Genomic DNA, 20,287 nt, shown 5'->3' with positions numbered 1-20,287 from the left:
GATATGTTATAGAATATTTATTCTATTTTGCTAGAATGTGACATAAAGTTTGTCAAGAGATCATATGGAGAGGCCAATGATGGATTCCCCTACACCGTCATCAATCAGCGTTCCAACGAATATCAAGGAATTCGAGGCGAAGCTGCTAGAGGTTTCCGACCGTTTACCGAAGAGACTGAAACAGTGCGCCGATTTCGTTGCTGCCAACCAGGATCGTATCGCAGTGTCGACCGTCGCCGAGATGGCTGAAGGCGCTGGGGTGCAGAGTTCCGCCTTCATGCGCTTCTGCCAGATCATGGGGTTCTCAGGCTTTTCGGAAATGCAAAAGCTGTTCCGGGATTCCTATGCGGGAGGTTGGCCTGACTATTCAACCAGACTGCAGCATTTGCGTGAGACCGCAACGGGCAGCGCGCCGGCCCTCCTTGCCGAATTTGCTGAAGCAGGGCGCACGTCTCTTGAAGGCTTGCTCAAAACCATTGATCCGGAAGCACTCGAAAAGGCAGTTCAACTTTTGGCCGGTGCACAGACAATCCACATTGTCGGCATCCGCCGTGCTTTTCCCGTCGCTAGCTACCTGGCTTACGCGCTGGAAAAGATGCAAGTGCCTGCCATGCTGCACAGTGCTGTCGGCAAACTGGAGAACCTGCATGCTATCCGAGAAGGCGACGTACTTCTGGCGATTACGTTTTCGCCCTACTCACCGGAAACGGTCGCCATGGCCGAAACTGTCGCCGCACGCGGTATCGATGTCGTCGGCATAACCGACACGTTTGTCAGCCCGATGAGCAAATCCGCGAAGCAGATATTGCTTGTTTCCGAGGTGGATTTCGGTGCCTTCCGTTCACTCTCCGCAACGCTTTGTCTCGCCATAGCGCTCGCTGTCGCCGTTGGCACCGCGCGTCAAAGCGATTGACACTTCCCGTGCATGTTCCATTTTTCAGTTGAAATAGAATAATAAATCCATTTTAATCAAAAATGGAATAACTGCTATGTGCGCATCAATCATGCACAGCCTTGCAGCAATAAGAAAGTAGCGAGGGAGGATTGTAGTGAAGCGGCTGGACTTGATCACGATTGGCCGATCTTCGGTTGACCTGTATGGCGCGCAGGTTGGCGGCCTTCTGGAAGACATGGCATCCTTCAACAAATATGTGGGCGGCTCTCCCACCAATATCGCAACCGGGACTGCGCGCCTTGGCCTCAAATCGGCGTTGATTACGCGCGTCGGCGACGAGCATATGGGGCGGTTCCTCCTGCGCGAACTGGAACGCGAAGGCGTTGACACGCGCGGCATCGTCACCGACCCGGAGCGCCTGACCGCCCTCGTCATTCTCGGCATTCGTGACCAGCAGCATTTTCCGCTGATATTCTATCGCGAGAATTGTGCCGACATGGCATTGTGCGAGGACGACATTAATCCGGCCTTCATCGCCGAAGCGGGCTGTGTTCTGGCTACTGGCACACACTTATCCCATCCAAAGACGGAAGCAGCTGTCCTGAAAGCACTCCGTCTTGCGCGCAACAATGGCAGCCGAACGGCGCTCGATATAGATTATCGCCCCAATCTCTGGGGGCTTTCCGGACACGGCGATGGCGAAAACCGTTTTATCGAATCCGCAGATGTCACGACAAAACTGCAATCGACGCTCCACCTATTTGATCTTGTCGTCGGAACAGAAGAAGAGTTTCATATTGCAGGCGGCTCAACAGATACGCTTCAGGCACTGAAAGCTGTGCGGGCCGTAACAGGCGCCGCACTGGTTTGCAAACGTGGCCCCATGGGGGCAGTGGTTTTCGAAGGCCCAATTCCTGAAAGCCTCGACGAAGGACAGACCGGCGAAGGCTTCCCGATTGACGTTTTCAACGTACTCGGCGCAGGCGACGGATTCATGTCCGGGCTTTTGCGAGGCTGGCTGAAGGATGAAGACTGGCCGACCTGCCTGAAGTTCGCCAATGCCTGCGGCGCTTTTGCAGTGTCGCGTCATGGCTGCACGCCTGCCTATCCAAGCTGGGAGGAACTGCAATTCTTCCTGCAGCGCGGCATTCGCAACAAGGCTTTGCGCATGGACACCGCTCTGGAGCAGATCCATTGGTCCACCAATCGCAACGGTCACTGGCCACATATGCGCGTTTTCGCCTTTGACCACCGCGTCCAGTTGGAAGAAATGGTCGCTGAGGCGGGCGTTTCGACCGACAAGATCGGTGAATTCAAGCAACTTTGCCTAAATGCAGCCTTGCAAGTGGCGAACGGCGCTGAAGGTTACGGCATATTATGTGATGGGCGACTGGGCCGCGATGCTCTTTACCGGGCTGCCGGCACGGGCTTGTGGATTGGACGTCCGACCGAGTGGCCTGGTTCACGTCCGCTCAAGCTGGAACCGGAACTCGGACCAGACTGCGGTGGACTGATCGAGTGGCCTGTAGAGAATGTCGTGAAGTTGCTATGCTTCTACCACCCGGATGACACAGCCGAGTTCAAGGCAGAACAGGAAGAAACAGTTTCACGTCTTTTTGCAGCCGCTCGGCGCAATCGACTGGAATTCCTTTTAGAAATCATTCCTTCCAAAGCGGGCCCCATCGACGATGACACCACGGCACGCGTGATCGAGCGGTTTTATGAAATCGGCGTTTATCCCGACTGGTGGAAGCTCGAGCCCATGAAAACCAAAGCAGCCTGGGCCAATGCCTGTGACGCGATCATACGCAACGATGCACACACACGCGGCATCGTTGTTCTGGGGCTGGACGCACCTGCCGAAGAACTGGAAGCCAGCCTTGCAATTGCTGCCGAGTTCGACCTCGTCAAAGGCTTTGCAGTGGGGCGTACGATCTTTGGTGACGCGGCACGCAAATGGCTGAACGGCCTGATCAGCGACGACGAAGCAATCGCCGACATGGTGACGCGCTATCGTGGCCTTTGCAATGTCTGGGATGGCGTGCGTACATTTTGAATTCGTTCTGCCGGGAGGAAGCTGGAGGAGCTATGAAAACCGTTCGATTGACCGCTGCGCAGGCATTGGTACGCTACCTTGCCAATCAGATGACACCAAATGGTGAGACCTTTATCGCAGGTGTCTGGGCTATTTTCGGCCACGGGAATGTGGCCGGACTTGGCGAGGCCCTCCATGGCATTCGCGAAGAACTGCCTACATGGCGCGGCCATAATGAACAGACCATGGCCCATGCAGCTATTGCTTATACCAAGCAGCTTGGCCGCAAGCGTGCCTGTGCTGTCACCTCCTCCATCGGCCCCGGCGCAACAAATATGGTCACGGCAGCAGCCCTTGCCCATGTGAACCGCCTACCAGTTCTCCTCATTCCCGGCGACGTCTTTGCCAATCGTGGACCTGATCCCGTCTTGCAGCAAATCGAAGATTTCAATGACGGCACTATGACCGTGAATGACTGTTTTCGTCCGGTCAGCCGCTATTTCGACAGGATCACCCGACCTGAACAGCTTCTCACTGCCCTGCCCCGCTCCTTCCGCACCATGACCGATCCTGCTGATTGTGGGCCGGTTACGCTTGCTTTCTGTCAGGATGTGCAAACGGAAGCATATGACTGGCCGGAAGAGTTCTTTGAACCGAAAGTCTGGCACTGGCGCCGTCCACCGCCGGATGAGAATGAACTGAATGCCGCAGCAGCGGCAATCAAGGCAGCGCTTAAACCCGTTATCGTTGCAGGCGGCGGAGTGCACTACTCCGGCGCTCACGAAGCGTTGCACAATTTTGCCGAAGCACATGGCATTCCAGTCATCGAGACACAGGCTGGGAAATCGGCGCTACCGTGGGATCACCCGCTCAATTTTGGTCCGGTTGGCGTGACTGGGGCAGACAGCGCCAATGCCATCGCAGCGGAAGCCGATCTGGTGATCGGTGTTGGCACGCGCTTTCAGGACTTCACGACGGGATCATGGGCGCTGTTCAAACACCCCGGACGCAAGCTTCTCTCGCTAAACGTCCAACCCTACGACGGCTCAAAGCACGGTTCGCTTCCATTGGTTGCCGATGCAAAGATTGGTCTTGAAGCGCTCACGAAAGCGGTTGGCAGCTATAAACGCCACCCCGTAGACGCAGCATTGAAAGAGAAATGGTTTGCGGCGGCAGACCGGTTTACCGCTGCCCCAAGCGATGGCAATACCTTGCCGACTGATATGCAGGTAATCGGCGCAGTGCAGCGTCATGCACGAGAGAACACCGTTGTCATGTGCGCGGCAGGCACGATGCCGGGAGAGTTGCACCAACTCTGGAAGGCTGGTCGTCCCATGTCCTATCACATGGAATATGGCTTTTCGTGCATGGGTTATGAAATCGCCGGTGGCCTTGGCATCAAGATGGCCGAACCGGATCGGGACGTCATCGTAATGGTTGGCGACGGTTCCTACATGATGGCCAATTCCGAACTCGCCACTGCCGTCATGATGGGGCAGAAGATTACAGTTGTTGTTACCGACAATCGCGGTTTTGGCTGTATCAACCGGCTGCAGATGGCAACCGGCGGCGCCGAATTCAACAATCTGCTCGACCATTCGAGCCACGTGAACCCGTCGCACATCGATTTCGCTGCTCACGCCGGAGCCATGGGTGCAGATACGAAGAAAGTAGGCTCAATCCGCGAACTGGAAGAAGCACTGGCGGAAACCCGCAACAGCCCACGCACCACTGTCGTCATTATCGACACCGATCCTTACCCTACCCCTGAAACTGGCGGTTGGTGGTGGGATGTCGCTGTGCCGGAAGTCTCGGAGCGCGAACAGGTGCGTGCAGCTCGTACTGATTATGAAGCTAAGCTCAAAGAAAGAAACTGACCGATGATCCTCTATGGCACCAATCCTATTGCCTGGTCGAACGACGATGATCGCAGCCTCGGCGCACATATCACCCTGGATCAATGTCTCGATGAAACCGCTGAGATTGGTTTCGACGGGATAGAGAAAGGTCACAAGTTTCCGCATGAGCCGGCCGCACTAAAAGCTGTGCTTGAACCGCGCAAACTTCGCTATGTATCGGGCTGGCATTCGCTCAACCTACTGGTGAATCCGGTCGAAGAAGAAAAGAAAGCAATGCAGCCTGCGCTCGACCTCCTGAAAGCAATGGGCTCGAAGGTCATCATTGTTTGCGAAACCTCGAACGCCATTCACGGCGACAACGACAAGTCACTATCCGAGCGTCCGGTGATGGAAGAAGCGCGCTGGGAAGAATTCGGCGCGGGCGTAGAAGCACTCGCAGAATATGCGGCGGCCCAGGGTATTGCGCTTGTCTACCATCATCACATGGGAACGGTAGTGCAGAGCGAAGACGAGATAGATCTTCTGATGCAGCATACTGGGCCGCATACGAAACTTCTTCTTGATACAGGTCACTGCCTGTTTGGTGGCGGCGATCCAGAACGGGTTGCGAAAAAGCATATGGGCCGAGTCGGGCATATCCACGCCAAGAACGTTCGCCCGGCGATAGCCACTGAAGTACGTGACCAGAGCCTGTCGTTTCTGGAGGGTGTCCGCCGCGGTGTATTCACTGTTCCGGGCGATACAGATGGCGGTGTCGACTTCGTACCTGTGCTAAAAGTTGCCGTTGACAAAGCCTATCAAGGCTGGTTGGTGATCGAAGCCGAACAGGACCCGGATATTCGTAATCCCTATGAGTATCAGTCGCTTGGACTGAAATCGCTGAAATCATTCGCACGCGAAGCAGGACTCGACAAAGGAGACTGAGACATGGCCAATTTGTTGCGCAAGCCCGACGGCCCGCATGGCAAGGTACACGACATCACCCCGGAAAGTGCTGATTGGGGCTATGTCGGGTTCGGGCTCTATCGTCTCAAGTCCGGCGAGAGTGTTTCCGAAAGAACCGGATCGACCGAAGTGATCCTCGTTCTCGTGGAAGGTAAGGCAAACATTTCTGCCTCTGGCGAGAATTTTGGCGAGATGGGCGAACGCATGAACGTGTTCGAGAAACTGCCGCCGCACTGTCTCTATGTGCCAGCTGAAAGCGACTGGCGCGCGACTGCCACGACAGATTGTGTTCTGGCTGTTTGTACCGCACCTGGCAAGCCGGGCCGCAAGGCACAGAAGCTTGGGCCAGAAAGCCTGACGCTGGAACAACGTGGAAAAGGTGCCAACACCCGCTTCATCCATAATATCGCAATGGAAGGCCGCGATGTGGCCGATAGCCTTCTTGTTACCGAAGTATTTACACCGCAGGGAAACTGGTCGTCCTATCCACCCCATAGGCACGACGAAGACAATTTTCCGGGCATGACCTATCTGGAAGAGACATATTATCACCGCCTCAATCCGGCGCAGGGCTTCGGCTTCCAGCGTGTTTTCACCGAAGATGGAAGCCTTGATGAAACCATGGCGGTCTCTGACGGAGATGTCGTGCTGGTACCAAAGGGGCATCATCCATGTGGCGCACCCTATGGATACGAGATGTACTATCTCAATGTAATGGCTGGCCCCTTGCGCAAATGGCGGTTCAAGAACCATCCCGATCACGACTGGATTTTCAAGCGCGATAATCCCTGACCCGTCTCTGATCTCACTTCGGAGCAAAATCGACTCGTGTAAACTACCGGCAAGTCTGTGAAAGACTGGCCTATTTGCTTTTTGGGAGAGTCAATTGAACGAGCGTGTACGCTTCCAGCTTTCGTCCGCAGTCTTTGTCATGCTGGCACGCGGGCCAGAAATCTGCATGTTGCAGCGGAAGGCAACCGGATGGATGGACGGCTGGTTCAGCATTCCAGCCGGAGGGCTGGAGGCGGGCGAAACAATCCGTGCCGCAGCGGCGCGTGAAGCGTTTGAAGAGACCGGCGTAGTCATAGCGCCGGAAGCATTAAAGCCAGTCCACACCTTGCACAGCTTGACGGCTGGCAATCAATGGCTGGGTCATTTCTTCCGCGCCGATGAATGGACCGGCACACCTGCCCTATGTGAGCCAGACAAGCATGCCGATCTGCAATGGAGAAGGCTGGACAATCTGCCGGATCATACAATTCCCTACGTCCGGCAGGCACTCCTCTGCGCGGCTGGCAACGAACCCTATTCAGAATATGGCTGGAACTGAAATCCCGGAAAGATCATATCCAATTCTATAGGCGAGCAACCTTCTTGAGATCATCGATCGCACCGGGCGCCGCCACGAAAACCTTGTTGCCTTTGGTCAGCTTCTCTCCATCGACAGGGAAAGGATGCGCATAACCGCCCGCCTCACGCACGAGGCAAAAGCCCGCCATGCAATCCCAGGCATGCATATAAGGCTCATAATAGCCGACCAGCCTGCCAGCGGCTACATAAGCAATCATGAGCGCACCGGAACCATTGCGAATAAACGTTCCGCCTGCTTCAAGCAGATCTTCCACGATTTTCGCCACGACCTGCGGCGTAACGTAGTTGTTGGCACCAATGCCCGTCACAGAATTACGGATCGTGCGGCTCGAATCGAGCACCAGCGTCTTGCCATCAAGCGTTGCGCCCAGGCCTTTTGCCGAGGCATAGAGTTCATCGAAGCACGGGGCCTGAATTACGCCGATGACAGGCTCATCGTCTTTCAGAACCGCGATGGAAACACACCAGTTCGGCATGCCATTGACGAAAGGACTGGTACCATCGATCGGATCTACAACCCAAGTGTAGCCTGAAGTGCCTTCATTCAGCCCGTACTCCTCTCCCAGAAATCCGTCTTGAGAAAAGGTTTCCGACACACGGGATCGAATAAGTTGCTCAACATCGCGGTCGGCAATGGAAACCACATCCTGCGGATCACGCTTGGTTTCGATAATCAGCGTTTCACGCCGCTTGAAATAGTCGAGAGCTTTGGCGCCCGCTTCACGCGCGATCTTTTCAGCAAGCGCAAGCCGCGCTTCTAGTTCCTGTCGGGGATGGGAAGTCATGATGATTTTCCGATGAGAGGTAAATAAAGGCACGACTTTTCTGCGCCTATTGATTGATGATGGCAAGTCCGCGCGTTTTGAACTCGATAGAGACATCGGTTTGTGGTGGCAGCGCCTCTTCGACCGCCGGGTCAACAATGAAAAGTTTGCCGTGTTCGGTCTCGATTTCATACTCGATATGATCGCCTAGATAGGCTGAATGCGCGATACGTCCAGGAAAACCGCCATCTGCCTTTGGCTGCAACGTCACTGCATTCGGACGAATCGCAAGTTGTGCCGGTCCCGGTCGGGCGTTGCGTGCGGTAACCCGGTGGGTTAGGCTGCCCACACGAATGACAGCTTCGCCCCCCTCTGCCGTCATCACCTCACACGGCACAACATTCGCCTCTCCCATGAAATCCGCTATAAAGGCTGAGGCCGGTGTTTCATAGAGATCACGAGGGCTTCCCTTCTGTGCGATATTACCCTCCTTCATGACGATGATTGTGTCGGAGACAGCGAGCGCCTCGTCCTGGTCGTGCGTGACATAGACGGCGGTAAAACCGAGCCGCTGCTGAAGCTCGCGAATTTCAGTGCGCACCCGACGGCGCAAACGAGCGTCGAGGTTCGAAAGCGGTTCATCCAGAAGTAAAACCTGGGGCTCCAGTACTAGAGCACGGGCCACTGCCACGCGTTGTTGCTGGCCACCTGAAAGTTCAGCCGGAAGGCGATGCCCCATTCCGGCAAGACCGACAAGCTTCAAACCCTCTTCAGCACGTTCCCGCGCTTCCGCCTTTTTCAAGCCCGAGGATTCCAACCCATAAGCCACATTGTCGAGCGAGTTCATATGCGGAAAGAGCGCATAGGACTGGAAAACCATCGACACATCACGCTCATTGGCTGGCAGATTGGTCACATCCTTGCCGCCAATCAGGATGCGGCCCGCCGTCGGGTGTTCAAGCCCCGCTAGCAACCGCAATGTCGTCGTCTTACCGCAACCGGACGGTCCAAGGAGCGTCACCAGAGTTCCCGGCTCGACAGTCAGGGATAGATCGGGCAAGGCGGTGAAGTTACCAAATTTCTTGGTGACATTTTCAAATGTAACGGAGCCGGGACGGATCGCAGTCATGCGGTTTTCTCCTGACGAATAGTTTTGACAGGGGTGACAGCGGCAACGCGGTTCTCGCGCCTGAGCTTGCGTTCACCCACGAGAAGCTGGAAGCCTGTAATCACTACGATCATCACGACAATCAGCATCGATGAATATGCAATGGCCACGCCGAATTCACCGTTTTCGACCAGACCGACGATGTAGGATGTCGCCATGTTATATTGCGCCGAAACGAGAAAAATGACCGCGCTGATGGAAGTGATGGCGCGTACGAAGGAATAGACCAGCGCTGCCGTGATTGCCGGACGCAGTAACGGTAGAATGACCTTGCGGATCGTGCGGAAACTGTTCGCCCGCAACGTCAGGGAAGCTTCGTCGAGACTCTTGTCGAGCTGACTCATGGCTGCAATCCCGCCCCGCACACCCACTGGCATATTGCGGAACACGAAACATGCGATCAGGATCAGCGCAGTACCCGTCATTTCGAGCGGTGGCAAATTGAAGGCCATGATGTAGCTAACACCGATGACGGTTCCAGGAATAGCGAAACTCAACATCAGGGCAAACTCGAAGACATTCCGTCCAACAAAACGCTGGCGAACGATCAGGTAGGCTGTCAGCAAACCGACTGCCGCAGTCAGCGGTGCCGAGAGCAGCGAAATTTCCATGGTCGTCCAGAACGAATTCCAGGCTACACCAGTCCACGCAATGCCGCTTTCGGTCCAGTTGATGGAAAACGCGCGCGCGTAGTGTTCAACCGTCAATGTATTGTCGAGCCCCCACTGCCGCACAAAGCCGCCGATAAGGATCATCGCATAAACGACAATGGTGAAAATCATCCACGGAATGACAAGGGCATAAACGCCGATCTTCAGCCCGCGTGGCAACCCGGCATGCATGCCGGAATCACCCTTGCCGGTCACGGTCGCGAAGTTCTTGCCCGAGAGCCATACACGCTGGATAAGAAATGCGGTCAGTGTAAAGCAGAGCAGGACGATAGCGAGAACGGCCGCACGTGATGGATCGTTCTGCGCGCCCACCACGGCAAAGAATATTTCGGTCGAAAGCACACCATTGCTGCCTCCAAGCACCATCGGATTGCCGAAATCCGCCATGCTTTCGATGAAAGCTATGAGAAATGCATTGGCAAGGCCCGGCGCCATCAGAGGCAGAGAAACCCTGCGGAATGTGCGCCAGCGATCAGCGCGCAAAGTTTGCGATGCCTCTTCCATCGACGGTGACACGCCTTCTACAACGCCGATAAGCACGAGGAAAGAAATCGGTGTGAAAGACAGGACCTGCGCGATCCATATGCCAGTGAGGCCATAAAGCCATCGGCCCGGTTCCACCCCGAACATATTGGATATCTGTTCCGTCACCACGCCTGCGCGGCCAAAAAGCAGTGTCAAGGCAAGACCGACAACGAAGGGCGGCGTGATGATCGGTAATATGGTGAGAAGCCGTAAGCCCTTCTTGAAAGGGAAACCTGTGCGGGTCGCAACCAGTGCAAATGCCAGCCCCAGCACTGTGGATCCGGTTGCCGTCATCAGCGCCAGCCACAATGTGCGCCACGCGACACCACATCGCCCCTCACCTATAACGCAGGCTAGACTCCAGATTGAGGAATCCTGGATGTTGCTGATGAAACCCTCAGGTTTGAATGAACCATCGAAGTCCTGAACCGATCCCGCAAACATGCTGATAACAGGATAGAAGACGAATACGGCAACCAATGCGACAAGCAGGGTAATGGAAGAGACGACGAATGCGTCCCCCTTCATTACGCCGCGTTCAGCGAGACTAAACGAGAAAATCAGCAGAAAGCAGAAGCCCGTCAGGATAGCTCCGGCACCGAAGGCCGGCTGACCGTCAGAAAGTGCACCGAACAGGTTTTCACTGATCGTCCAGTTCCAGCCGGAAAAGCCGACGGCCAAGCCTTGCAGCGCCAGGAAAAGTACACCAAGAAGGCTCGCCCATATCAGAACACCGCTCCGACGTTCAACAGGCAATAAGAAGCGGGCACCAGCACAAAGCAGCATGAATACAGCAACAGCGCCAAGCCAAGGCCGCCCGAAAAAGACTATCTGCCAAAGGCCGGGTGCAGTTGCACCATCCCCGAACATTCCAGCCAGCCAGCCGAAACTCAGAAAGCCGTCTTCTACGCGATACCACGGCAGTAAAACAAATGCCGCGAACGCTAGTGCCAGAATGATATCCAGTCTGCGATTGTGCTGTTTCATGGATGTCCGCATCCCTCCATATCGGGGATTTCCAAGGAATGACGAGGGGAATCGGTTCCTGCATATTTCAGGAAAACCGCTACCTTGCTCCGTCATTCGGGACAGGTGCGTCGCACAACAAGAGCGGCGCACCCGGATTTCAAGCCAATGAAAAATCAGTTGGCGTGAGCACCGATTTCTTTATCCCAGCGCTCGAGCAACTCCTTGCGCTTGGCCGGTTCGCCATAGGTCTTGAAATCGTAGTCGATCAGCTTGATGTCCTCGAAGCGCGGCGACTCCTTTGGAATCTCAGCTGATTTGTTCGAGGGCAATTGGAAGGATTTCGCATCCTTCATATGAGACTGCACTTCGGCGGTCAGCGCCCAGTCATACCACTTCTTGGCGCTATCGAGATTCTTAGCGCCCTTGATGATCGACATAGAGCCGATCTCGTAGCCAGTGCCTTCACACGGCGCGACCGACTTGACCGGAAAACCTTCAGCCGTCATCGCCACGGCGTCGTGCATGAAAACGATGCCGATTCCAGTTTCGCCACGCGCAGCCGACTTGACCGGAGCCGAGCCAGACTTGGTGTACTGCGATACATTTTCGTTGAGCTTCTTCAGATAATCATAGGCTTTGTCTTCACCCATGATCTGGACCAGCGTTGCTAGTGCCGTGTAGGCAGTACCGGAAGAATTCGGATTGGCCATCTGGATTTCGCCCTTATAGGACGCATCGAGCAGGTCAGCCCAGCATTTCGGCTCTTTCAAGTTCTTCTTGGCAAGAATATCGGTATTGTATCCCCAACCCAGCGCACCGGCATAAACGCCAACCGTACGGAATCCGGAGCTTTCGGCCTGCTTCTTGGCCCAATCATTCAACTGATCAAGCATTGGCGATTTATATTCGAGCGTCAGCCCCTCAGATGCGGCCTGCAGGTGCGGATCACCTGTACCTGCCCACCAGATATCCGTCTTCGGATTACGCGCTTCGGCACGCACCTTGGCATAGGTTTCCCCCGAAGAAAGCCGCACCATGTTGACCTTGATGCCGGTGTCCTTCTCAAACATGTTCTTCATCTGCTCACAGATAACCACGTCCGCAGAACAGATGAGATTGAGATTGCCTGCGGCTTGCGCAGAAAAAGCAAATGAAGATACGCCCGCGGCCAGCGCCGCAACCAGAAATGCCGAACGCATTGTTTTCCTCCCTTTATACGGCGCCTCCACGCCGACGCTTTTGCAAGCGTGTGCATAGTGTTTGCCTTTTATGAAAGTCTGTCAATGCCTTTGTAAATTTTATTCTGAAATTCAAAAAAATAATCCAATCATTCTGTTTTCGAATGTCATTTGCACAGCCATGCAAATCTGTACCGACAAATTAAAAAGGCGGCTGAAGCCGCCTTTTTTGTCCTTTCCTGTCCCGAACGGGATCAGCCGATTGCCATCAAGCTCGCATTACCACCCGCTGCCGTGGTGTTGATCGACGTCGAAACCTCTTCCAGCAACCAGTTGAGGCAATAGACATCCGGGTTGATTGCCAGCTCTTCCGTGGAAGCAGCCTGAGTTAGAACCAACGGTCCGGGAAGCGTTGCAAGCTTCTTGTTAATCTCGACGATGCGTTCAGCATTCCCCTCAACCAACGCTCCAGCAAACGGTGCGTCGGACTCCCAATCATTTGTCCAAATGGTGCGTGCCACAACCGAAGCCGGAATATCTTTCAGCACATTCCGCAAACCCGAAGCCTCATCGACATACACAGTGTTGCCCGTAGCGAGTGCCGCAGTCATCTGTCGATAAAGGCCCGTTTCAGTCTGTGGAACCAGCAGGATGTTTCCACGTGGATGCAACGCATAAAGATTGCGCTCGCCGACCGGGCCCGGCAATTCAAGATCAAGACCAAGGGCCGAAGCGCTGCCAGTATCGCGTGCAGCCTGTGCCAGATCGTTCATGCCGCGCTGGCCAAGCCATTTCGCAAAATCCTTGAGCGCCGGATCAGTGTGAACCGAGCTGTGACGCGGTGGGATCGGCGCTGTCTCCACGAGACGTCCAAGGTAGAGCGGACCGCCTGCCTTGGGACCCGTGCCGGAAAGGCCGCGTCCACCGAAAGGTTGCACGCCGACAACCGCGCCGATAACGTTGCGATTGATATAGATATTGCCGACGCGGATACGATCGGCAACATTGGCGATGGTCTCATCCAGGCGCGTATGCAGGCCGAAAGTAAGCCCGTAACCGGTTGCGTTGATATCATCGATCAGACGCTCCATATCATCCCGCTTGTAGCGCACGACATGCAGAACCGGGCCGAAGACTTCCCGCTTCAAATCGCGAAGCGAGTTGATCTCGATGATGGTCGGCGCAACGAAAGTTCCATTCTGTGTTTCAGGACCGAGCGGAAGCTGCTCAACCTTGCGACCGAGATCGCGCATACCCTGAACGTGCTTTTCAATGATGTTCTTGGCTTCATCGGTGATAACCGGCCCAATATCGACCTTCAGCTTGTCGGTTCGACCGATGGACAGTTCCTTCAGCGCGCCCTTGAGCATTGTCAGGATGCGGTCCGCGACATCTTCCTGCAGGCAAAGAACGCGCAGCGCCGAACAACGCTGACCGGCACTGTCAAAAGCCGATGCAATAACGTCGAACACGACTTGCTCCGCCAGCGCTGATGAATCCACAATCATTGCATTCTGACCACCGGTTTCAGCAATCAGCGGGATCGGCTTTCCGTTTGGCAGCAGACGTGAGGCAAGCTGAGCCTGTATGAGGCGCGCTACTTCGGTGGAACCGGTGAACATTACACCGCATGTCTCTTCTGCAGCCACAAGCGCGGCCCCGATACGACCGTCGCCGGGCAGAAGCTGAAGCGCATCGGCTGGAATGCCAGCCTCGTGCAGGATACGAACACCCTGTGCTGCAATAAGCGGGGTCTCTTCGGCAGGCTTCGCCAAGACCGGATTGCCTGCGACAAGTGCTGCTGCAATCTGGCCGGTAAAGATCGCCAGCGGGAAGTTCCACGGACTGATGCATACGATGGGTCCGAGCGCCTTGTGACCGACGCCCAGTGTACGACGGGTCTGTTCTGCATAATAACGCAGGAAATCGATGGCTTCGCGAACTTCAGCAATTGCGTTCGGCATGGATTTGCCAGCTTCGCGCATGATGAGGCCCAGCAGAACCGGCATATCGCGCTGCATGATATCCGCTGCGCGCTCAAGACAAGCCGCACGTTGGGCTGGCGCAACCGCAGACCAGCTTGCCGTGGCCTTCTGTGCCGCCTTCATGGCTTTCGCTACGTCTGCTTCGGCGATCTCCGTCACTGTACCGACAACATCGTTCCGGTCTCCAGGGTTGAAAACAGAGCGACTGGTTCCCTTGACATTGGCTCCGGAAACCTGAGGTTCCGACGTCCACACGCGGCCAGCACTGTCCTTCAAAATCGTGCTGAGTTCAGCAAGCGTGACTTCGTTTGACAGGTCAAAACCGTCAGAGTTCTTGCGAGCGCCATAGAGATTTTCCGGAAGGGCAATCTGGTCATGGCGCGCACCAACGACAGCCATCGAGCGAACGACTTCTACCGGATCGGCGATCAGTTCATCGACGGAAACACTTTCATCGCCGATGCGATTGACGAAGGACGAGTTCGCGCCATTTTCGAGAAGTCGGCGAACAAGGTAGGCGAGAAGCGTTTCATGTGTGCCGACCGGAGCATAAATACGAGCTGGACGGCCAAGCTTTTCAGCACCGACAACTTCATCATAAAGCGGCTCACCCATGCCATGCAGGCACTGGAACTCGAACTTTCCGGTTTTGAAATCCGGACCAGCCAAATGATAGATGGTGGCCAGCGTCTGAGCATTGTGCGTTGCGAATTGCGGGAAAACGGCATCTGTTGCCGCAAGGAGCTTGCGTGCACATGCAATGTAGGAAACGTCGGTATGTACCTTGCGGGTATAAACCGGAAAGTCTTCCAGACCGTCAACCTGTGCGCGCTTGATCTCGGCGTCCCAATAAGCCCCCTTCACCAGACGAACCATGACGCGGCGCTTGTTCTGACGGGCCAGGTCGATGATGAAATCAAGTACGAACGGGCAACGCTTGCCATAGGCCTGCACCACGAAGCCGATGCCTTCCCAATCTGCCAGATCCGGATCTTCGATCAGGCTTTGCAGCAGATCAAGCGACAGTTCCAGACGATCGGCTTCCTCGGCATCAATGTTGAGACCGATATTGTAGGACTTCGCGATAGCGGCCAGCGCCTTTACCTTCGGCAGCAATTCCCCCATGACGCGTTCGCTTTGCGCACGGACATAGCGCGGATGCAAAGCGGACAACTTGATGGAAATGCCGGGGCCGTCGTAGATGCCGCGACCGGCGGACGCGCGACCAATGGCATGAATGGCGGTTTCGTAATCCTGGTAGTAACGCTCGGCGTCGGCAGCGGTGGTCGCAGCCTCACCCAGCATATCGTAGGAATAGCGGAAGCCACGTTCTTCCAGCGGCTTGGCGCGCTTCAGCGCTTCATCGATGGTTTCGCCGGTGACAAACTGTTCGCCCATCATACGCATGGCCATATCAACGCCGCGACGAATGACAGGTTCACCACAACGGGCGATCAAGCGTGTCAGGGCAGCCGACAGGCCGCGATCATTGACCGTATTTGTCAGCTTGCCCGTGACGACAAGCCCCCAGGTCGCAGCATTGACGAAGAGCGAGCGCCCGCCGCCGATGTGAGACTTCCAGTCACCATTCGAAATCTTGTCCCGGATAAGCGCGTCGCGCGTCGCCATGTCCGGAATGCGCAGCAGCGCCTCGGCAAGGCACATAAGCGCCACACCCTCTTGGCTCGACAGCGAATATTCATGCACCAGGCCTTCGACGCCCGTACCCTTATGCTTGGCACGCAGCGCTTCAATCAGCTTGCGAGCAGTGGAGCGGACTTGCTTCGCCGTTTCTTCCGGCAGGGCGGCCTGCGCAGCCAACGCCGAAACGCATTCGGCTTCAGGACGGCGATAAGCGGCGGTAATCGCTTGCCTCAGTGTGCTTTGCTCGCGGATCGGCGGCGCAAAATTCTGGAAAACCGGATTGGTAGGAGCGGGTATGGTGTCGGTCATGGTGCAATGCTCGCAAATGAAAACAGCCCCGAGCGTCTCTGCCCAGTTTAGCTCTGCTTTAAGTGGGCGCACACTATCATTTGTGCAAATTGCATTCTGCCTTCATTTGCTCCATATGAAGGAATATCGATCTTATTATATGTTCATTAAAAGGCTAAGGGGATGCGAAAGATAGATTCTGTAGACGATCTGGATCAATTCGACAGGCGCATTCTGGAAGTCTTGAGCGAAGACGGACGCATTCCCGTAACGGAACTCTCGAAAAAGGTCGGCCTTTCCAAGACTCCATGTCAAGCGAGGCTGAAGAGGCTGGTCGATGAAGGTTATATTGTCGGCTTTCGCGCCGCCATTGATCCTGAAAAACTTGGCCTCGACCATATCGCCTTTACGACGGTCAAGCTATCTGACACACGAGAAGCCGCGCTTGAGGCATTCAACACAGCCGTGCGCAAGATACGTGAAGTCGAGGAGTGCCATATGATCGCAAGCTCTTTCGACTACCTTCTGAAAGTGCGAACGCCCAACATCCGGCGTTACCGCGAGGTGCTGGGCGAAAAGATTTCGAGCCTGCCCAATGTGGCAAGCACATCCACTTTTGTGGTGATGGAGTCAGTCAAGGACAACCGCCCGGTAAGGGTCTATCCGGGCGCATTGTAATTTTCAGTTATAGCGGCTCACCTGCCAGATAACGCTCGAGCGTTTTGACAGTCCCATCCTGCCAGATGCGCAGAAGTGCGGATGAAAAAGCCGCCACATAAGCTGGATTTGACGCGAGCGAGCCGAAGATGTCATCCATCGCAAGCCATGCCGCTGGATTGTTTTTTGCAAGAGCCGCCTGCTTGGTCAGGCGACCCCATGACGGATCGTTCGGCTCAATAATCGAGCCGCTATCGGTCGTACCGTAGCAATAGCGGCACCAGAACGCGGAAACGAGCGCCAGCCCTGTCACAGACTTGCCTTCGGCCACCCGATCAGAAGCAGTTGGCAGAATGAATTTCGGCTGACGATTGGAGCCATCGAGGCACAGGCGGCGGATCGTGTCGCCTATGCTTGGATTTGCGAAGCGTTCATCTATGAGGATGCGATAGTCTTCGAGATTGGTATCTGGAACGGGCGGCACTTCCGGGATGATTTCATCCTTGGTGAGCTTTTCCAGATAGCGCCGGATCAGCGGATGCTCCATCGCTTCATGCACGAAATGAATGTCGAGCAATCCGCCAGGATAGGCAATGGCTGCATGACCGCCGTTCAAGATACGGATTTTCATCAGTTCATAAGCGGCAACCTGATCGGTGAATGTGACACCGACCTTTTCCAGAGCCGGGCGTCCAGTCGGGAAATTATCCTCCATCACCCATTGCTTGAAAACTTCGCAGAACACCGGCCAGCCATCATCGACCCCGAAATCCTTCGCAGCGATTTGACGCTCGCGCGCGCCGGTGGCTGGCGTGATGCGATCCACCATGGAATTTGGAAAAGCAACATTGGCGGAAATCCAGTCGGCAAAGGTCGGGTCGCTCAACTTGGCCAATCCCGTCACGGCATCTTCCGTCACATGCCCGTTGCCCGGAATGTTATCACAGGACATGACGGTAAAAGGCTGAACGCTCGCCGCCTTGCGCAGTTTCAGCGCCTGCACGATCAGGCCGAACACAGTCTTTGGCTGATCCGGATGGGTGGCATCTGCCACAATATCGGGATGAGCAGGATCGAAAGTCTGGCTGGCCGGATCGATGTAATAACCGCCTTCGGTAATCGTCATGGAAACAATGCGGGTATCGGGCGATGCGAGATAGGCCATCAAAGCCTTTCGCCCTTCCTCTGTCGACATGGTTACATAATCGACCATGGAAGCGGTGATCCTCGCTCCCGTATAACCAGCCTCTTGTTCCACAACTGTGGTGAGCCAGTCTTGCGCCTTGAGCGTGTCGCGCATGACATCGTCGCTGCCACGCACACCGGCGCCAACCAGCGCCCAGTCGTGCCCCTCACCCATTCCGAACAAATCGTCCAGATAGACAGCCTGATGGGCACGATGAAAATTGCCGACACCGAAATGCACGATGCCCGGTTTCAAACCGGTTGGATCGTAGCCGGGTTTGTGTACCTTGTCGAAGCTCTGGAGCGTTGCACGCGACAGCTTGGTCATGACGATTTCCTTCAATTCAATCGGGTACGAACTGGACTTTCATCGTGGCTGGATCGCCACCGTGCTTGGTGAAGAACGGCAGCATTTCGCTGAGCGGCAACCGGTGCGAAACGAGGCGTGCCATTTCGCCCTTGTCCTGTTTGAGTATTTCCAGGGCCTGCGGAATGTTGCGGTTCAGCGAATGTGACCCTGCAATTCGAATTTGACGGCGGAAAATTTCGAAAGGCGTGACCGAAATCCGTGCCTCCGGTGCGCAAACGCCAAACACCAGAACCGCACCGCCGTCAGCCGCAAAGCCAACCATGCTTTCAACAACCTTGGCAATGCCGGTCGCATCAGCAACAAAATCGAAACTGCGCTTGCGCTTATCCAGCATTTCGGAGCCCGATACGACAGGCTCGAGGCCGAGACTCTCGACAAAGGCCAGACGATGTTCGTTGATATCCGCCACAGAAACCAGCCGCACACCTTGCGCCTTTAAAGACAAAGCCAGCAACAAGCCAATCGGCCCCGCACCGAAGACAAGCGCGTTCTCGGTGCCGCGCGGGCCGGTCTTCAACTCCGCCGCACCAAGCCCGTTCAACACACAGGCAAGCGGTTCCGCGAGTGCTGCTACATCAAAAGGCAGATCGCCGATGGGGTGGAGATGACTGGCATTGACAAGGCTCATGCCTGCAAAGCCACCATTATGGGTCACACCATAGGCTTTCAGATCGGAGCAGAGATTGGTCAGTCCCTTGAGGCAGGCACGACAATGACCGCAGGGAATATTCGGATCGACCGCAACGCGGTCCCCCACCTTCATATTGGTCACATCTTCCGCCAAGGCGACCACAATGCCCGCATATTCATGCCCAGGCACCAGCGGAAACGCACTGGAACCGTAGCGGCCATGCAGGACATCAATGTCGGTGTGACAGAGACCTGATGCCTTGACGTCGATCAGCGCGTGTCCCGGCTGCAATGCCGGTTCCGGCAAGTCAGCCAGACCTGCTTCCCCATGGCCGGTAAAATAAATCGCTTTCATTGCAAATGTCCCGGCCTCTACTCAAGCCATCCAGTTGCCACCGTCAACGCCGAAAGTCTGAGCGAGGATGTAGTCACTATCAGATGAGGCAAGAAAAACAGCCATGCCGGTGATATCTTCTGGTGTCGCAAAGCGACCAATCGGCACGGACTTAGCCACCGCCGCTTTTTTCTCTCCCGGCTTCAAGCCTTCCCATTTGGCGAAATTCGCATCCACGACGTCCCAATGTTCGCCATCGACCACACCCGGCGCAATCGCATTGACATTAATCCCGTGCTTGACGAGCGCGAGAGCTGCCGACTGTGTAGCAGAAATGATGGCAGCCTTGGACGCGCAATAGAGGGTCACCAGCGCCTCGCCGCGACGGCCCGCCTGGCTCGCCATATTGATGATCTTGCCGCCGCGTCCACGCTTAATCATCACGTTCGAAACCGCCTTCATCATGAAAAGCGGCCCCTTCAAGTTGATGCCAAGCACACGCTCATAGCTGTCCTCGGTCAATTCGTTGATAGGGGCCATATCGAAGATCGCGGCATTATTGACCAGAATATCGATGCCGCCATATTCCGCATCAATCTCCGCGACTACCTTGTCGATCTGATTGAGGTCGGTCACGTCAAGCTTTACCGCCTTGGCCGATGGACCGATGCTACTTGCGGCCTCTTCTGCCCGCTCGATATTAATGTCGGCAATAATAACCTTCGCGCCCTCGCGCACATAGGCCTCGGCGAAGCCAAGTCCGATACCGCGCGCAGCACCAGTGATGAGGGCCACCTTGTCTTTCAGTCTCATG

15 protein-coding genes are annotated in these 20,287 nt (G+C 55.4%); 7 read left to right on the top strand and 8 right to left on the bottom strand.

Annotated elements, in window-relative coordinates; genetic code table 11:
* Positions 1–79 precede the first annotated feature (79 nt).
* The 6 genes from HWX93_RS14430 (at position 80) to HWX93_RS14405 (ending at position 7,064) form a co-directional block, all read left to right on the top strand.
* The gene (locus tag HWX93_RS14430) at positions 80–913 is read left to right on the top strand and encodes a MurR/RpiR family transcriptional regulator (protein WP_109986637.1); all 834 of its coding nucleotides are present in this window, start codon (positions 80–82) and stop codon (positions 911–913) included.
* 136 nt (positions 914–1,049) lie between these two features.
* Positions 1,050–2,951, top strand: a complete 1,902-nt coding sequence (locus HWX93_RS14425; RefSeq protein WP_176037719.1) for a bifunctional 5-dehydro-2-deoxygluconokinase/5-dehydro-2-deoxyphosphogluconate aldolase — start codon at positions 1,050–1,052, stop codon at positions 2,949–2,951.
* A gap of 32 nt (positions 2,952–2,983) precedes the next feature.
* On the top strand, positions 2,984–4,807 hold the full coding sequence (iolD, locus tag HWX93_RS14420) for a 3D-(3,5/4)-trihydroxycyclohexane-1,2-dione acylhydrolase (decyclizing) (RefSeq protein ID WP_176037718.1): 1,824 nt from the start codon (positions 2,984–2,986) through the stop codon (positions 4,805–4,807).
* A gap of 3 nt (positions 4,808–4,810) precedes the next feature.
* Complete coding sequence (gene iolE / locus HWX93_RS14415) at positions 4,811–5,713, top strand: myo-inosose-2 dehydratase (RefSeq protein WP_176037717.1); 903 nt, start codon at positions 4,811–4,813, stop codon at positions 5,711–5,713.
* Between the two features lie 3 nt (positions 5,714–5,716).
* Complete coding sequence (gene iolB, locus HWX93_RS14410; RefSeq protein WP_176037716.1) at positions 5,717–6,526, top strand: 5-deoxy-glucuronate isomerase; 810 nt, start codon at positions 5,717–5,719, stop codon at positions 6,524–6,526.
* Positions 6,527–6,620: 94 nt separating this feature from the next.
* Complete coding sequence (locus tag HWX93_RS14405; RefSeq protein ID WP_210267221.1) at positions 6,621–7,064, top strand: NUDIX hydrolase; 444 nt, start codon at positions 6,621–6,623, stop codon at positions 7,062–7,064.
* A gap of 25 nt (positions 7,065–7,089) precedes the next feature.
* Here the strand turns inward: HWX93_RS14405 and HWX93_RS14400 are convergent, their stop codons facing one another.
* The 5 genes from HWX93_RS14400 to putA form a co-directional block, all read right to left on the bottom strand.
* The gene (locus HWX93_RS14400; protein ID WP_176037715.1) at positions 7,090–7,890 is read right to left on the bottom strand and encodes an inositol monophosphatase family protein; all 801 of its coding nucleotides are present in this window, start codon (positions 7,888–7,890) and stop codon (positions 7,090–7,092) included.
* A gap of 46 nt (positions 7,891–7,936) precedes the next feature.
* Positions 7,937–8,998 carry an ABC transporter ATP-binding protein gene (locus tag HWX93_RS14395; protein WP_176037714.1) on the bottom strand — a complete coding sequence of 354 codons (1,062 nt, stop codon included), beginning with the start codon at positions 8,996–8,998 and terminating at the stop codon, positions 7,937–7,939.
* The gene (locus HWX93_RS14390) at positions 8,995–11,220 is read right to left on the bottom strand and encodes an ABC transporter permease (protein WP_176037713.1); all 2,226 of its coding nucleotides are present in this window, start codon (positions 11,218–11,220) and stop codon (positions 8,995–8,997) included. The genes HWX93_RS14395 and HWX93_RS14390 overlap by 4 nt, the downstream gene beginning before the upstream one ends.
* Before the next feature lie 155 nt (positions 11,221–11,375).
* The gene (locus tag HWX93_RS14385) at positions 11,376–12,401 is read right to left on the bottom strand and encodes an ABC transporter substrate-binding protein (protein ID WP_176037712.1); all 1,026 of its coding nucleotides are present in this window, start codon (positions 12,399–12,401) and stop codon (positions 11,376–11,378) included.
* A gap of 233 nt (positions 12,402–12,634) precedes the next feature.
* Positions 12,635–16,318, bottom strand: coding sequence for a trifunctional transcriptional regulator/proline dehydrogenase/L-glutamate gamma-semialdehyde dehydrogenase (gene putA, locus HWX93_RS14380; RefSeq protein WP_176037711.1), 3,684 nt, complete (start codon positions 16,316–16,318; stop codon positions 12,635–12,637).
* Positions 16,319–16,480: 162 nt separating this feature from the next.
* On the opposite strand from putA, the gene HWX93_RS14375 reads away from it, so the two are divergent.
* Positions 16,481–16,975, top strand: coding sequence for an Lrp/AsnC family transcriptional regulator (locus tag HWX93_RS14375; protein ID WP_010659033.1), 495 nt, complete (start codon positions 16,481–16,483; stop codon positions 16,973–16,975).
* Between the two features lie 7 nt (positions 16,976–16,982).
* Here HWX93_RS14375 and HWX93_RS14370 read toward each other — a convergent pair whose 3' ends face one another.
* From HWX93_RS14370 to HWX93_RS14360, 3 genes are read right to left on the bottom strand one after another with little or no spacing between them, the layout of a single operon-like run.
* Positions 16,983–18,467, bottom strand: a complete 1,485-nt coding sequence (locus HWX93_RS14370; RefSeq protein ID WP_176037710.1) for a mannitol dehydrogenase family protein — start codon at positions 18,465–18,467, stop codon at positions 16,983–16,985.
* Between the two features lie 16 nt (positions 18,468–18,483).
* Entirely contained in the window at positions 18,484–19,494 is a 1,011-nt protein-coding gene (locus HWX93_RS14365; RefSeq protein ID WP_176037709.1) for a zinc-dependent alcohol dehydrogenase family protein, read from the bottom strand.
* Positions 19,495–19,515: 21 nt separating this feature from the next.
* Positions 19,516–20,286, bottom strand: coding sequence for an L-iditol 2-dehydrogenase (locus tag HWX93_RS14360; RefSeq protein ID WP_176037708.1), 771 nt, complete (start codon positions 20,284–20,286; stop codon positions 19,516–19,518).
* Between the last annotated feature and the right edge of the window lies 1 nt (position 20,287).

The organism is Brucella tritici, from assembly GCF_902825325.1.
In the GTDB taxonomy this organism is placed as follows: domain Bacteria; phylum Pseudomonadota; class Alphaproteobacteria; order Rhizobiales; family Rhizobiaceae; genus Brucella.
The sequence above is the reverse complement of the archived record's forward strand: the minus strand, read 5'-3'. Positions and strand labels throughout refer to the sequence as shown.